The 13,855-nt window shown below is 73.4% G+C and carries 13 protein-coding genes; 9 read left to right on the top strand and 4 right to left on the bottom strand.

The annotated features are described in order from the left end of the window. Window positions 1-7 precede the first annotated feature (7 nt). Window positions 8-1,240 carry an FAD-dependent oxidoreductase gene (locus C9F11_RS39535; RefSeq protein ID WP_138964911.1) on the top strand — a complete coding sequence of 411 codons (1,233 nt, stop codon included), beginning with the start codon at window positions 8-10 and terminating at the stop codon, window positions 1,238-1,240. Window positions 1,241-1,348: 108 nt separating this feature from the next. On the opposite strand, the gene C9F11_RS39530 is transcribed toward C9F11_RS39535, so the two are convergent. Continuing rightward, the gene (locus C9F11_RS39530) at window positions 1,349-2,425 is read right to left on the bottom strand and encodes a YihY/virulence factor BrkB family protein (protein WP_138964909.1); all 1,077 of its coding nucleotides are present in this window, start codon (window positions 2,423-2,425) and stop codon (window positions 1,349-1,351) included. 136 nt (window positions 2,426-2,561) lie between these two features. Here C9F11_RS39530 and C9F11_RS39525 point away from each other — a divergent pair, with 136 nt between their 5' ends. From C9F11_RS39525 to C9F11_RS39510, 4 genes are all read left to right on the top strand, one after another. Then, entirely contained in the window at window positions 2,562-3,194 is a 633-nt protein-coding gene (locus tag C9F11_RS39525; RefSeq protein WP_138964907.1) for a hypothetical protein, read from the top strand. A 2-nt stretch (window positions 3,195-3,196) separates the two neighbouring features. Beyond that, the gene (locus C9F11_RS39520) at window positions 3,197-3,625 is read left to right on the top strand and encodes a phage holin family protein (protein ID WP_249402073.1); all 429 of its coding nucleotides are present in this window, start codon (window positions 3,197-3,199) and stop codon (window positions 3,623-3,625) included. Further along, a complete protein-coding gene (locus C9F11_RS39515) occupies window positions 3,601-4,137 on the top strand; it encodes a DUF3618 domain-containing protein (RefSeq protein WP_138964903.1) in 537 nt (178 codons plus the stop codon). The genes C9F11_RS39520 and C9F11_RS39515 overlap by 25 nt, the downstream gene beginning before the upstream one ends. A 130-nt stretch (window positions 4,138-4,267) precedes the next feature. Beyond that, the gene (locus C9F11_RS39510; RefSeq protein ID WP_138964901.1) at window positions 4,268-4,636 is read left to right on the top strand and encodes a YbjQ family protein; all 369 of its coding nucleotides are present in this window, start codon (window positions 4,268-4,270) and stop codon (window positions 4,634-4,636) included. Between the two features lie 303 nt (window positions 4,637-4,939). Here C9F11_RS39510 and C9F11_RS39505 read toward each other — a convergent pair whose 3' ends face one another. Next, the gene (locus C9F11_RS39505; protein WP_138964899.1) at window positions 4,940-6,091 is read right to left on the bottom strand and encodes a S1 family peptidase; all 1,152 of its coding nucleotides are present in this window, start codon (window positions 6,089-6,091) and stop codon (window positions 4,940-4,942) included. A 357-nt stretch (window positions 6,092-6,448) separates the two neighbouring features. Here C9F11_RS39505 and C9F11_RS39500 point away from each other — a divergent pair, with 357 nt between their 5' ends. Continuing rightward, window positions 6,449-9,070 carry a PA14 domain-containing protein gene (locus C9F11_RS39500; RefSeq protein WP_249402072.1) on the top strand — a complete coding sequence of 874 codons (2,622 nt, stop codon included), beginning with the start codon at window positions 6,449-6,451 and terminating at the stop codon, window positions 9,068-9,070. 85 nt (window positions 9,071-9,155) lie between these two features. Beyond that, complete coding sequence (locus tag C9F11_RS39495; protein WP_249402071.1) at window positions 9,156-9,395, top strand: zf-HC2 domain-containing protein; 240 nt, start codon at window positions 9,156-9,158, stop codon at window positions 9,393-9,395. 42 nt (window positions 9,396-9,437) lie between these two features. Here C9F11_RS39495 and C9F11_RS39490 read toward each other — a convergent pair whose 3' ends face one another. Then, the gene (locus C9F11_RS39490; protein ID WP_138964893.1) at window positions 9,438-9,992 is read right to left on the bottom strand and encodes a sigma-70 family RNA polymerase sigma factor; all 555 of its coding nucleotides are present in this window, start codon (window positions 9,990-9,992) and stop codon (window positions 9,438-9,440) included. A 547-nt stretch (window positions 9,993-10,539) separates the two neighbouring features. On the opposite strand from C9F11_RS39490, the gene C9F11_RS39485 reads away from it, so the two are divergent. After that, window positions 10,540-12,573, top strand: a complete 2,034-nt coding sequence (locus tag C9F11_RS39485; protein WP_249402070.1) for an acetylserotonin O-methyltransferase — start codon at window positions 10,540-10,542, stop codon at window positions 12,571-12,573. 130 nt (window positions 12,574-12,703) lie between these two features. Beyond that, the gene (locus C9F11_RS39480; RefSeq protein WP_138967528.1) at window positions 12,704-12,910 is read left to right on the top strand and encodes an antitoxin; all 207 of its coding nucleotides are present in this window, start codon (window positions 12,704-12,706) and stop codon (window positions 12,908-12,910) included. Window positions 12,911-13,053: 143 nt separating this feature from the next. On the opposite strand, the gene C9F11_RS39475 is transcribed toward C9F11_RS39480, so the two are convergent. Further along, window positions 13,054-13,638, bottom strand: a complete 585-nt coding sequence (locus C9F11_RS39475) for a TerD family protein (RefSeq protein ID WP_138964891.1) — start codon at window positions 13,636-13,638, stop codon at window positions 13,054-13,056. Window positions 13,639-13,855 lie beyond the last annotated feature (217 nt).

Here is a 13,855-nt window from a genome sequence, read left to right as displayed (position 1 = left end):
GTCGGACATGGAACGCGAGCGCACGACGTGCTGTGTGGTGGGCGGCGGACCCGCGGGCATGATGCTCGGCCTGCTGCTGGCCAGGGCCGGAGTCGAGGTGACCGTCCTGGAGAAGCACGGGGACTTCCTGCGCGACTTCCGCGGGGACACCGTGCACCCCTCCACCCTGCGGCTGCTCGACGAACTGGGCCTCGGCGAACGCTTCGCCGAGCTGCCCGCGCGCAGGCTCCAGGAGATGCGGATGCACATCGACGGCACGACGGTCGTCGCGGGCAGCCTGCGCCGCATCCCCGGCCGCCACAAGTACATCGCGATGGTCCCGCAGTGGGACTTCCTCGATCTGCTCGCGGGCGCGGCCGCCGAGGAGCCGGGCTTCACCCTGCGGATGCGCACGACGGTCACGGGTCTTTCCACCGACCGGACGGGCCGGGTCACCGGCGTGACGTACGTCGACGAGCACGGCGCCCGGGGCGCACTGGCCGCGGACCTCACCGTCGCCTGCGACGGACGGGACTCACGGGTGCGCCGGGCGGCCGGGCTCGCGCCCGACTACTTCGACGTACCCATCGACGTGTGGCAGGTGCGCGTGCCCGCGCCGCGCGACCCGGTCAAGGACGGCCGCGTGTTCCTCAGCGTCCGCGACGGCCAGGTCGCCGCGACCATGGACCGGGGCGACTACTACCAGACCTCCTACCTCATCGAGAAGGGCGCCGACGCGCGGCTGCGGGCCCACGGCATCGAGTGGTTCCGGGACCGGCTCGGCGACCTGCTCGACTGGGACCGCGAGGCGCTGCGCGGGATCGGGTCCTGGGACGACGTGAAACTCCTGGAGGTCACCATGGGCCGGCTGCGCCGCTGGTACCGCGACGGCCTGCTGTGCATCGGGGACGCGGCGCACATCATGTCCCCGGTCGGCGGCGTCGGCGTCAACCTCGCGGTGCAGGACGCGGTGGCGGCGGCCCGCGTCCTCGCGGCCCCGCTGCGGCGGGGCGACGTCGGCGTACGCGACCTGGAACGGGTGCAGAAGCGGCGCTGGCTGCCCATGGCGGTGACCCAGGCGTCGCAGCGCGGCGAGCACGAGACGCTGCTGCGGCCCGCGCTGGCCGGAACGCTCCGCGGCGACCGGCTTCCGCTGCCGCTCAAGCTCCTCCAGAAGGTGCCGCCGCTGCGGACGGTCGCCGGGTACCTGGGCGGGGTGGGGGTGCGGCCGGAGCACGCGCCGGGTTTCGCCCGCCGGTGACCGGCCGCCCGCGGCCTCGGCGACCGGGCCGCCGCCCGTCCCGCCCCGTCCGGTCAGGGACCGGCCGCCGCCCGCCCCGTCACGGACCGGGTCCTGCTCGCGCCGCCCTCAGCCGCCCACCCGCTCGCCGCCGCTCCCGCGCAGCCGTTTCCGCAGCTCGCGCGGCCACTTCCGGGTGTCACGCGGCTCCACGTACGGTTCCTGCGCCTCCGGCATGCCACCGCTGATGGCGCGCTGCCGGGCGAGTTCGGCGTCGAACTCCAGGCCGAGGAGGACGGCCAGGTTCGTGAGCCACAGCCAGACGAGGAAGACGATGACACCGGCGAGCGTGCCGTACGTCTTGTTGTACGAGCCGAAGTTGGCCGCGTACACGGCGAACCCGGCGGAGGCCACCAGCCACAGGACGACGGCCACGGCACTGCCGGGGCTGATCCAGCGGAAGCCGGAGGTGCGGGCGTTGGGCGCGCGCCAGAACAGCAGGGCGATCATCAGGACGACCAGGACGAAGAGCAGCGGCCACTTCGCGATGGACCACGCGGTGACCGCCACGTCGCCCGCCCCGATGGCGTCACCGGCGCGCTCGGCGAGCGGGCCGGTGAACACCACGATCACCGCGCTGACGGCCAGCAGCACCATCAGCGCCAGGGTCAGCCCGAGCCGCAGCGGGGTCAGCTTCCACACGGGGCGGCCCTCGGCCACGTCGTAGACGGCGTTGGCCGCGCGGATGAAGGCGGCTACGTAGCCGGACGCGGACCAGACCGCGGCCGCGAGCCCGGCCAGGGCCACCACACCGCTGACCCCGCCCCGGTCCTGCAACTGCCGTACGGCGTCCGTCAGCAGGTCGCGCACCGGCCCCGGCGCGAGGTCGTCCAGGTTGTCGAGGACGGTGCGCGTGGCCGACTCACCGATCACCCCGAGGACGGAGACCAGGACCAGGAGCGCCGGGAACAGCGACAGCACGCTGTAGTACGTCAGGGCGGCGGCGCGGTCGGGCAGGTCGTCGTTCAGGAACTCCTTCACCGTGCGGCGCGACACGGCCCACCAGGAACGGGCGGGCAACTCGCCCGGCTCGTCCGGCGCGGCCCGCTCGACCTCGGGGCCGGGGCCGGGGGCCGGGTCCTGCCGCTGTCGCGCGTCATCGGCCTCGGTGTCCCGCTGGTTCCTGCGCTCATCGCCGTCTGTCATACGGGCACGGGTGACCCCATCGGGCCCGCGCCAATCCGGAGTGCGGCCTCGCGTGTCGCGTACGGACGGTGTTCCGATCAGCACCCCGGGTACCCGGCGCGGCGTCCGACACCAAGGCACTGCACAGGGAGGAACCATGGACCGGATGCACGATCCCGGCCGCGAGGGCCGGTCGACCGGACAGGACGTCGCGGGCGCCGCCCGCGAGGGCGCGGCCGAGGTGGTCCACGAGTCCGTCGCCCAGGGCCGGGACCTGTACGAACGGCTGCGGGAACAGGCCGCGGACGAGGCCGGCGCGCAGGTGCGACGCCTCGCGGCCGGCCTTCGTGACCTGTCGACGGACCTGTGGCACATGGGCGAGAGCGCCAAGCCCGACTCCCCCGCGGCACCGCTCGTGCGGCAGCTCGCGGAGAGCGGCCACCGCATCGCCGACCGCATGGAGCACCGCCGCGCCGACGAACTCCTCGACGACGCGCGGAACTTCGCGCGCAGCCGCCCCGGGATGTTCCTGGCGGGCGCGGCGCTCGCCGGGCTCGCCGTGTCCCGGCTCGGGCGCGGCGTCGGCGCGGCGGAGCGGCGCGCCGAGGAGCGGCCCGCCGACCGGGGAGCAGCGCGCGAAGCACCCGAGTCCGTCGCCGCGTACGCGCCCGAGCCCGCCCTGGCGCCCGGCGAAGGGCCCCCGCCCATGCCGCGCCTGGGTGCCTCCGGCACCCCGGTGACGCCGGAGCCCCCGGCCACGCCGCCGCCCACGACCGGCCGGGGGTGGTGACCGTGCCCGCCCCGCACACCGACCGGCCACCGGCCACCCGGCAGGACCCCGCCCCGGACGCCTCCATCGGCGACCTCGTGGGGGAGATCACCACCGACCTGACCCACCTCGTACGCACCGAAGTCGACCTGGCCAAGGCGGAGCTGAAGGAACAGGGCGGGCAGGCGGGACAGGCGGCGGGCCTGTACGGGGGCTCCGGATACGCCACCGGCCTCGCCCTCGCGCTCGCCAGCCTCGCGGCGGTCTTCGGCCTCGACCACGTCATGGACCGCGCGTGGGCGGCGCTGATCGTCGCCGCGGTATGGGCGGTGGTCGGCGCGGTCCTGTACGTCACCGGGCGCAAGCGGATGCACGCGGTGCGGCTCACACCCGAACGCTCGATCGATTCGTTGAAGGAGGACGCCACATGGGCCCGACACCCGACCGGCTGAAGCAGGAGGCCGAGGAGACCCGGACCCATCTGTCCGAGAGTGTGGACCGACTCGCCGAGCGGCTCAGTCCTCCCCGTGTGGCGCGCCGCCGCGCGCGTGCGGTGCGCTCCCGCGCCGAGGGCGTCAGGGACCGCGTCATGGGCACCGCGCGGGCCACCACCGCGCAGGTCGGCGACACCACCGGGCAGGTGCGGGAGCAGGCCGGGCAGACGCCCGAGCGGATGCGCGCCCGGGCCCAGGGCAGCCCGCTGGCGGCCGGGATGGTCGCCTTCGGCGCGGGCCTGCTCGTCGGCGCGCTCTTCCCGCCGACCGCCGCCGAGACCCGCGTCGGCCAGCGGGTCCGCGACCACTCCGAGGAGCTCGTCGCCCCCGTGAAGGACGCCGCCCAGGGCGCGGCCCGCGAGACCGGGGCCGAACTGCGCGAACCGGCCCGCGAGGCCGTGTCGTCGGTCAAGGACACGGCCCAGGAGGCGGCACGCTCCACGACCCGGCGGGCCCGCACGCCGGAGTGACCGCGGGCGCACCGCCCCGGCCCGAGCCGGCCGGGGCGGTCCTCGGTACCTCTCGGGGCACCTCCACGCCGGTGCCCACTGGCACGACGCCGTGGAGCAGGCCATGCTGGCGTCGAGGAGGTGCACTCGTATGGGCATCGAGGATTTCGGCGGCGGCCAGGCCGCGCAGTCCGACGTCCTGGTCGTGACGACCAATGACGTTCCGGGGTATCAGGTGCAGCAGGTCATCGGTGAGGTCTTCGGCCTGACGGTGCGCTCGCGGCACCTCGGCTCGCAGATCGGCGCGGGCCTGAAGTCCCTGGTCGGCGGCGAACTGAAGGGCCTGACCAAAACCCTCGTGGAGACGCGGAACCAGGCCATGGAACGACTGGTGGAGCAGGCCAGGTCACGGGGTGCGAACGCGGTCCTCATGATGCGCTTCGACGTGACGGAGGCGGCGGACGTGGGCACCGAGGTGTGCGCGTACGGAACCGCCGTGGTCCTCGCCCCGAAGGGGTAGCCGCGGAGGCCCTCACGAGATGGCGCCATAGGCAGCGCGCCCTGTTGGCCACGCCTCGCCCTGGGCCAGGACCGGCTCGACGCCGCGCGTCTTCACTCGCGGTTACGAATGGCCCGGGGTCGGACCGCAGGTGTTCGCTGTGCGGCAACTGCCGGGATCGCTCGGTGGGGAGGCCCGCTCCGCCCGAGCAGGGGGTTGCGGCAAGCGCGTCGCGCCCGGTTCGGTCGGCTGTCGGCGCGGCCTTGTGGCCGAGCACCTCACCGGCGGGCGCGACGCGTTGGCAGACCGGTCAGCGGCGGCGCGTCAGGTGACGTGCAGCGTCAGCCCGTACCGCGCGAGGATCTCGTTCACCGGCTGGTACCAGGTCTCGCCGCCGCCGGAGCAGTTGCCCCAGCCGCCCGACGTGACGCCCTGCGCCTGGTCCCCGCTGATGAACGAGCCGCCGGAGTCGCCGGGTTCGGCGCAGACGCTGGTCTTGGTCAACTGGTGCACGACGGTGCCGTCGGAGTAGTTCACGGTCTCGTTCTTGGCCAGGACCTGCCCGCAGTGCCAGTGCGTGGTGGAGCCCGAGCGGCAGATGGACGTGCCGACCGGCATCTCGGTGGAGCCGCGCACCAGCCGGTCCGGGATGGTGCCCCAGCCCAGGACGACCGGCACGGTCCACCAGCCCTGGCCGACGGAGACGTAGGCGTAGTCGTCGCCCGGGAACGACGAGCCCTGGAACGTGCCCATCGCGGAGCCGTCCCAGCCGCGCACCGAGGCCCCCGCGCGCCCGCAGTGCCCGGCGGTGACGAAGCCGCCGTGCACCGAGAAGCCTATGGAGCAGCGGACGTTGCCGGTGTAGTACGGGTCGCCGCCGACGGTACCGGCGGCGAAGGTGCGGGGCGCGTCGGCGACCGTCGCGACCCGCACGGGGGCGGTGGCGCGGGCTCGGCGCACGAAGGCTTCGACGTCCTTGTCGGCGGCGTGGCCCGCGACGACGGAGACGACGACCCTGTTCGCCTTGGGGTCGACGCGCCAACTCGCCACGCCTGAGGGTGCCTTGATGCGGTCCACGCGCGCCTTCGCGGCGTCGAGGCGCGCCGCGCTGTGCTCGACGATCCGGACGGCGGCGCCCGTGCGGCGCACGGCCTTCGCGGCCCCCGGCCGGGTCACGGCCACGGTCAGCCGGTCGCTCCCGGCGTCGAACCAGGATCCTGCGTAGTCGGCGCCCGCCGCCTCGCGCGCCGCGCGCTCGACCCCGACGGCGTGCCGCTCGGCGGCGAGCCGGTCACGCGCGGCGCTCGGCGACAGGCCGAAGTCGCGCTCCATCGCGTCGAGGAGCCCGGCGGAGGCGGGGGCCCCGGACCCGGGCGTGGTGGCGGTAGTGGCGGCCGTGGCGACGCCTGTGCCGCCGCAGGTCGCCAGCAGCAATAGGGCGGACAGAGCCAGACGTGCTCCCGTCTTGCGTCTCACAGGGGACCCTTTCGTCGTTCCAACGGAGTGGGAGTGGAACCGGGGCGGGGAGGGTCGGACCAGGGTGGAGGGTCGGACCGGGTGTGCATGGAACCGGGGTGCCGGGGTCGGACCGAGGTTTCTGAGAGCGCTCTCATCACGGCTGGGGCCGAGAGTAGGGAAGCCGCGATGGCAAGTCCAGACCACGCGGCTTCCGTTCCGCGCCCGCCGCCGCCCGTTCGGCGCCCGCTTCCGCCAGGCCCTGGCTCTCGCATCACAGGTGTGTTCTGGTACCTACGGACAACCTCGCAACGCCATGCACGGCCGTTCGCCCCTCGCGGCCCCCGGGCCGCCGTCTTCCTCAGCCAAGGAGGATCCGTGCGACTGCGACAGTTCACCGGCCTCGGACGCCAGGTGGCCCTGCTGGTGCTCCTGGCCCTGGGCGCCGCCGGACTGACGGTGACGCCCGCGGCCACGGCTGTCGGAGACCCACCGCGGAGCCACGGACTCAAGGGCGAGTACTACACCCAGTCCGCGCCGGGAGCCTTCGACTTCCACGAGCTCAAGGCCACCGTCTTCGACCCGGTCATCGACTTCGCCACCCTCGAACCCCGCCTCGCCGCGGCCACCGGCCGCAGCGACGACGCCACCGTCCGCTGGACCGGGAAGCTGGTGCCGGACCGGACGGGACCGACGGCCTTCTCCATGATCGGGGACAACGGCTTCCGGCTGTGGATCGACGGCCGACTCGTCATCGACCACTGGGTCGACGACTGGGACAAGGAGCAGAGCTCCCGGCCCGTGGAGCTCACCGCGGGCACGTCCTACGACATCAAGGTCGAGTACTTCGAGCACTACGGCGGCTCGCATCTGCGGCTGCGCTGGACCCCTCCGGGCGGTGAGAAGGCCGTCGTGCCGCGCGACGCGTTCCGCCCGCCCGACGGCTGGGACTACGACGGCGCCACCGACGCCGCCGTGCGGGCCGACGGCCGCACCCTCGCCCTCGCTTTCCCCCAACGCCTCGCGCCCCCGCCCGGCTCCCTCACCGGGCACATCCACGCCACCATCGGCGGCGCCAAGTGGCCCCTGGCCACCGCTGCGCTCGACGAGGCCGATCCCGGCGTCCTGCTCGTACGCCTCGAGGAGCCCGTCGTCGGCAACAAGGAGGGCACCGCGCGCGGCACCGTGGACCTGCGCTACGACGGCCGGGGCGGTCTCGCCACCGTCGGCGGGAACGAGGTCGACGCGTTCCTCAGCGGCGGCGTCAACCGTTCCCGCCACGAACTGCGCACGCCCTGGGCGGGCGACGCCGAGGCGGGCAGGGGGTGGCGCGCGTACCCGCGCCCGCAGCTCACCCGGGCCACGTGGCGGAACCTCAACGGCCGGTGGCAGTTCGCCGCGGCCGAGGCGGGTGACGCGCCACCGGTGGGCAAGGACCTCGCCGAGCGCATTCGCGTTCCCTACCCGGTCGAGTCACAGCTCTCGGGCGTCCAGCGGCACGAGGACCGCATGTGGTACCGGCGTACGTTCACCGTCCCCGAGGGCTGGCGGATCGGCGACGGCCGGCGCCTGCGGCTGAACTTCGGCGCCGTCGACTGGCGGGCGAGGGTGTACGTCAACGGCACCGAGGTCGCCGAACACCGGGGCGGCTACGACAAGTTCAGCGCCGACGTCACCGACGCGCTCAAGCCCGGGACCACCCAGGAACTGATCGTCGGCGTGTACGACCCGACGGACGCCAAGGGTGGCGAGGGCGGCGAGAACCCGCCCCTCGGCAAGCAGCGCCTGGACCCCAGCGGCATCTGGTACACCCCTTCGTCCGGCATCTGGCAGACCGTCTGGATGGAGCCGGTGGCGGCCGACCACGTCGACTCGCTCAAGATCACACCCGATGTCCCCGGGAGCCGGGCCGTCGTGGAGGCGAAGGGCGTGCGCGACGGCGTGCCGGTCACGGCCACCGCGTACGCGGACGGCGAGCGGGTCGCGACGGCGACCGGACGGACGGGCGCTCCCCTCACCCTGAGGATCGGCGAGCCGCGCCTCTGGTCGCCCGACGACCCGTTCCTCTACGACGTGAAGGTCACGGTCGGCGGCGATCGCGTCGGCAGCTACTTCGGCCTGCGCTCCATCGCCGTGGACACAACGAGCGGTACCCCGCGCACGGTGCTCAACGGCACCCCCGTCTATCTGATGGCCACCCTCGACCAGGGCTTCTGGCCGGACGGGCTGCACACCGCGCCGACCGACGAGGCGCTGGCGTACGACCTGCGGACGCACAAGAGGCTCGGCTACAACTCGGTGCGCAAGCACATCAAGGTGGAGCCGGACCGCTGGTTCTACTGGGCGGACCGGCTGGGCCTGCTGGTGTGGCAGGACATGCCCGCGATGACCGCGGGGACCGTCCCGGACGGGGCCGCGCGGGCCCAGTACGAGCGCGAGCTGAAGGAGATGATCGACGAGCACGCGAGCAGCCCCTCGGTGGTCATGTGGGTGCCCTTCAACGAGGGGTGGGGCCAGTACGACGTGGCCCGCGTCGCGCGGCAGGTCAAGCGGTGGGACCCCACCCGCCTGGTCAACAACATGTCCGGCGTCAACCTGGGCACCGACGGCGGCGTCGGCGACATCCTCGACGAGCACGGCTACCCGAGCCCGGCCCAGCCCGCCCCCGACGGCAGGAGGGCCCTGGTCAGCGGCGAGTACGGCGGACTGGGACTCGCGGTGCCCGGGCACGCCTGGCCGGTCCAGATGTCGTACGTCGACGTGGACCAGGAGCGGTACACCGACGGCTATCTGGCCCGCCTCGCCGAGGTCCGCGCCCTCGCCTGCAAGGGCGGCAACGGCGCCGTGTACACCCAGATATCCGATGTGGAGGGTGAGTTGAACGGGCTGCTGACGTACGATCGCAAGGTCCTCAAGGCCGACGCCCAGCGCGTCAGGGCCGCTCATGAAGACCTCATCGAAGGCGCGCAGGACGGCACCCTGCCCTGTGCCGCGCCGTGACCAGCTGAGCGTGTGGTCGCCACCTTGTGTTCCGGCCACCGTCAAAGCCCGTGCGCGCGCGGGGATCCGGGGGGGGTGGATGCCGGTGTCGGGCAGTGGGGACGGCCACGTCGAGCTGCTCCTCGGGGCGTACGTCCTCGGCGGCCTTTCCCCCGCGGAGTGCCGGGGCGTGGCCGCCCACATCGCCGCGTGCGACAGCTGCCGCACGGCCCATCGGGAGCTGTCCGACGCCCCGGCTTTCCTGTCCCTGCTCTCCGACGCCGAGCTGTCCGACGGACTGGGCCTGTCGGACAGCGACCCGCCCGGTGGCGCTGCCGGGACCTGACACGGCGTCGGGGCCGCGTGGGGCCCCGGGCCGAAGGGGGTGTCAGTCGGGGGTGGTGAGCCCTCGGCCGCGCAGGCTGTCGCTGAGGGCCCGCATCGCGTAGTACGAACGTGACTTGACGGTCCCGGCGGGCACACCGAGGACCTCGGCGGTCTGGGTGACGGTGCGCCCCAGGTAGTACAGGTGCAGCAGCACCTCCCGGTGGCGGGCCGACAGCTCCCGCAGGGCCGCCACCACCACCTGGCGCGTGAGCGTGTGATCAATGCCGTCCGGCACCGGCAGGTGAGCCGGGCTCGGCTCGCCCTCTTCCGGTGGCCGGGCGCGGCGCAGCCGGTGACCGTCGATCACCAGGTTTCGGACGACGGCGAACAGCCAGGGCCGCAGCGTCTCGGCTGTCGGGTCGAGTTCCCCCGAGTGCTGCCACGCGCGGATCGCCGTCTCCTGGAGGACGTCCTCGGCGCGGTGCCAGTCGCCGCCCGTGAGCCGGGTGGCGAAGCGGAGCATGACCGCCCCGTGGCGGTGGTACAGCGCCCTGAGGAAATCCTCCGTCGGCTCCGCCGCCCGGGCGGCGCTCGCCCCCCGTGCCGTCGGCGGCATCAAGTCCAGCAACGTGCTCCCCCTCCGTCGCGTCCATGAGCGGCAGCGGACACCGGCGCGTGACCGCGCGGGGTGCCATGACGTGATGCGCACCGAGCGGTGCAGGGCGGGGACGGGGCGAACGGCCTCTTCGCCGGCGCCCTGGGCCTCGTGGCGTCCCGACCTCGTCGTCAGGGAACAGCTGCCGCCGGGCGACCCCCCGTATGGGGCCTATTGCGTCTTTCTACCCGCGGTGGGTGGGAACGGAAGCGCCCGTTGTACGACACGTTCGGCCCGAGTGTGCCCGTTCCGCCACGCCTCCTTTCGCTCCGGATGCCTGGTCGACGGCCCGCTCGGCCGGGGGACGGGTCGGCCCGGAGCCCGACAGAGGCGTGCGCGATGCCCGTTCACGGCCCGGTGGGAGGGCATCGCCGAGGAGCGCCGCCTCCCCCCTTGCTGGCTCGAACGAGACGCAGACTGGCCGGAACGAGGTGCCGGAGTGCGGTGAGGGCGACGTAGTACCGCGTGCCGCTGTCACTCCAGCGGTGTGCACCGAGAGGAGCTGACCTTGACGGCTCAGCGAGTACCGACGGCCCGGCCCCACCCGACCCACCTCGACCCACGACGCACCGATCAGGCGCGTGCCGAACCCGCGTGCTGTGACCCGACGCCTCCCGATCCGACAGATCCCGCCCTCGCGGCTTCGGACCCGGCCGCTCCGGACCTGACAGCTCCGGACCCGGCTGCTCTGGACCCGGCAGACCTGCACTCGATCCGTGACGCTCTGGCGTGGGTGCGCGGCGCGGACACCGACGGCGTGCTGGCCGAGCTGGTTCCCGCGCTCACGGCGCGGGAACGGGCGGAGATGGCCACGCACTGCACCCTGGCCCACGTGGCGGCGCTGGTGTTTCCGGCCTCGCTCGGCGTGCTGACCGCCCGGCTGCGTGCCGAAGGGCTCACCGTCGGGAAGGCGGTTCCGAGCACTGTCGTGCGGGCGCGGCTCGGCCGGCGGTACGGCGTGCCGACTGAATCCCTGGACGTCACGATCCTGCACGCGGGCCTCCCGGGGGCGGGCGACAGCGCCCGTACCGTCGAGGTCTTCGCGCTGGAGCTGCCGCCGCGTTCGCCGCTCGACGGGATCGCCGCCCGGGAACGCGCCGAGCACAACGAGTCACACGTCGCCCTCGACGTTCCGGAACCCAACGCGGTGGTGCTGTCCGGACTTCGCGCGCTCCTCGGCGAGCGGGGCGGTCTCATACCGGACGGCGGAGGTCACAACAGGCACGAGGACTGCACGGTGCTGTTCTTCCGCAGCGCAGGAGAGGCAGGTCCGGCCGGTCGCGGGCGGACGCGGAGGCCGCGCTACCGGCGGCTGGAGATCCGGGCCCGTGGGCACCACCCTCTGGCGCTGACCGCACACCTTGAGGCGACGGCGCCCGAGCCCGCCAAGCGGCTCCTTGAACTGATGACCGGCGCCTGGACCACGCAGGCGATCGCCGTGGCGGCGGAGCTGGGAGTGCTCGACCAGCTTCCGGTGGGGCGCGGCGAGCGGCCGCGCCCCGTGCCGGTCGCGCAGGTGGCGGCGCGGGTCGGAGCCGACCCGCGCGGCCTGGCCCGGCTGCTGCGGCACCTCGCGGCCGTGGGCCTGGTGGCACCGTCCGGTGAGTCCTACGCGGCCACGGAGACGGGTGCGCTCCTGCGGCAGGACGCCCGCCCCTCGCTGCGCCCGCTGGCCCTGCTCTACGGCGGGCCCTTCTACGACTCCTTCGGCGCCCTGGCCCACTCCGTACGGACCGGCGAGGAGTCCTTCGCCGCGCTCTTCGGGAAGGGACACTTCGACTACCTCACCGAACACCCCCGCCTCGCGCGGCTCTTCGACGCCGCGATGGCCGCGAGCGCGGCCATGTTCGAGCCGATCCCCGGGCTCTTCGACTTCCGCGGTGCCCGGGTGGTGGTGGATGTGGCCGGGGGCAACGGCCACCTGCTGGGGCGGATCCTGGAACGCGCGCCGCAGCTGCGCGGTGTGCTGTTCGAGCGGCCGGACGTCCTGGCGGCCGCACGGCAGCAGCGGCCCGAGACGAGCTGGGCCCACCGGTGCGCGTTCGTCGCGGGCGACTTCCTGGCGGCGGTGCCGGAGGGCGGAGACGTCTATCTGCTCTCCCGCGTCCTGCACGACTGGGACGACGACCGGGCCCTGACGGTCCTTCGCAGCTGCGCGGCGAGCATGGCGGAGGGCGCCGCCCTGCTGATCGTGGAGCGCCTCCTGCCGACCGACGGATCGGCCTCCCTGGCCGTCTCCTGGGACCTGCACATGATGTGCAACGTGGGCGGCCGCGAGCGGACCGCCGCCGAGTACGAACAGCTCCTCGCCGCGGCCGGATTCACCCTGGACACCGTGCACGGCCTCCCCTTGGACGGCAGCCTGCTGTGCGCGCGCCGTCGCGGCGCCCCTCCTTCGACTCCGACATGCCCGCCTTCGGTGCCGACAACCGGACCGACACCGACGCCGTCATCTTCGACACCTACGGGCGCAGCGGTGTCCAGCAGCCACTGCCGAAGCGCACCGGCGAGCAGTGGGGCAGGTACAGGGGAGAGAGCGTGAGGTTCGGCTGAGAGTCCCGGCGCACACCGCCTCACCCGGCCAATGCTCCAAGAGCCTTCTTGTCGGCTGCCCTTCCCCTGGGAAAATGGTCTCTGACCAGGTGCTTCACCCCCAAGAGACAGGCCCGTACATGTTCGACGCGCTGAAGAACATCAAGGAAAAGGCCGAAGAACTCACCGAAGCCCACGGGGACAAGGTGTCCGACGGACTGGAGAAGGCCGGCGACGTCGTCGACGACAAGACCGGCGGCAAGCACGGCGACAAGATCGACACTGCCGTCGACAAGGCCCAGGACTTGGTCGAGAAGCTGGGCGAGAAGAGCGAGAACAAGCGCTGAGCCGCCCCGCGAGCTGACCACGGGTCCGGGCGCCGCCGCACCGCCGTCGAGCTCCCGGACCTGCCGCTCCGCCCCACGGGCGCCCGGACGACGCCCGCTCGCCCCGGGCCCGGCCCCCTTCGGCGCCGGGCCCCGGAGACGTGCTACTTGCTCACGGCGAAGCGCATCAGGGCGTGCTCGTCGCCCTGCTTGATCTTCCCCGTCGTGTTGATCACTTCCAGCTTCCACGTGCCGCCGACCCGCACGGCCTTGGCGACGGCGCACCCGTTGTCCTGGCTGAGCAGACTCGGCCAGATGTCGGCGACCTGCTGAGAGCTGCCCCCGGTCGCGTCGTAGACCTTGAAGCTGATGTTGCGCGCCTTCTGGAAGGAACTGCCCTTCTTGTACGCGGCCGCGACGAACACGATCGACGTGATGTTGGACGGGAGCTGGGCGAACTCGACCGTCACCGTCTCGTCGTCCCCGTCGCCGTGGCCTGTCTGGTTGTCGCCGCTGTGGACCAGCGAGCCGTTGCCCATCGGGTCCAGTGAGTCGAGGCCCGCGAGGCGCACCGGGTCCCCGCCCTGCATGGCGATGGCTATCAGGTCGAGGTCCGTGCCGGTCTTGCGGCGGAGCTTGCCCAGCACCCCGCCGCTGCTGCCGGCGGTGGGGTCCCAGGAAGCTCCGATCGAGAGGTGGGTCACCCCGTCGAGGTCCGCCGGGCCGTCTTCCTTGGTGAGCGTGATCACGTGCGTGCCATCCTTTGATCTAACGGGCTACTACACGCAGAGTGTGCCTGGTACCCCCTCGGTTCCCTGCGGTGGGCCCCGGCTGACGTGCGTCGCCTCACACCCCGGCCCGGCCACGGGCCGGTTTCGGCCCGCGCCCGGCAAGCGCCGTTGACCCGGCAACTCGCCCGCGGGTTGACTCTCCCCCGCCAACCGAGCGGCGGCATCGGCGCGGCCG

Source organism: Streptomyces sp. YIM 121038, from assembly GCF_006088715.1.
GTDB lineage: Bacteria > Actinomycetota > Actinomycetes > Streptomycetales > Streptomycetaceae > Streptomyces.
Note: the sequence above shows the minus strand (reverse complement) of the source record. Positions and strands in the feature narration are given on the sequence as shown.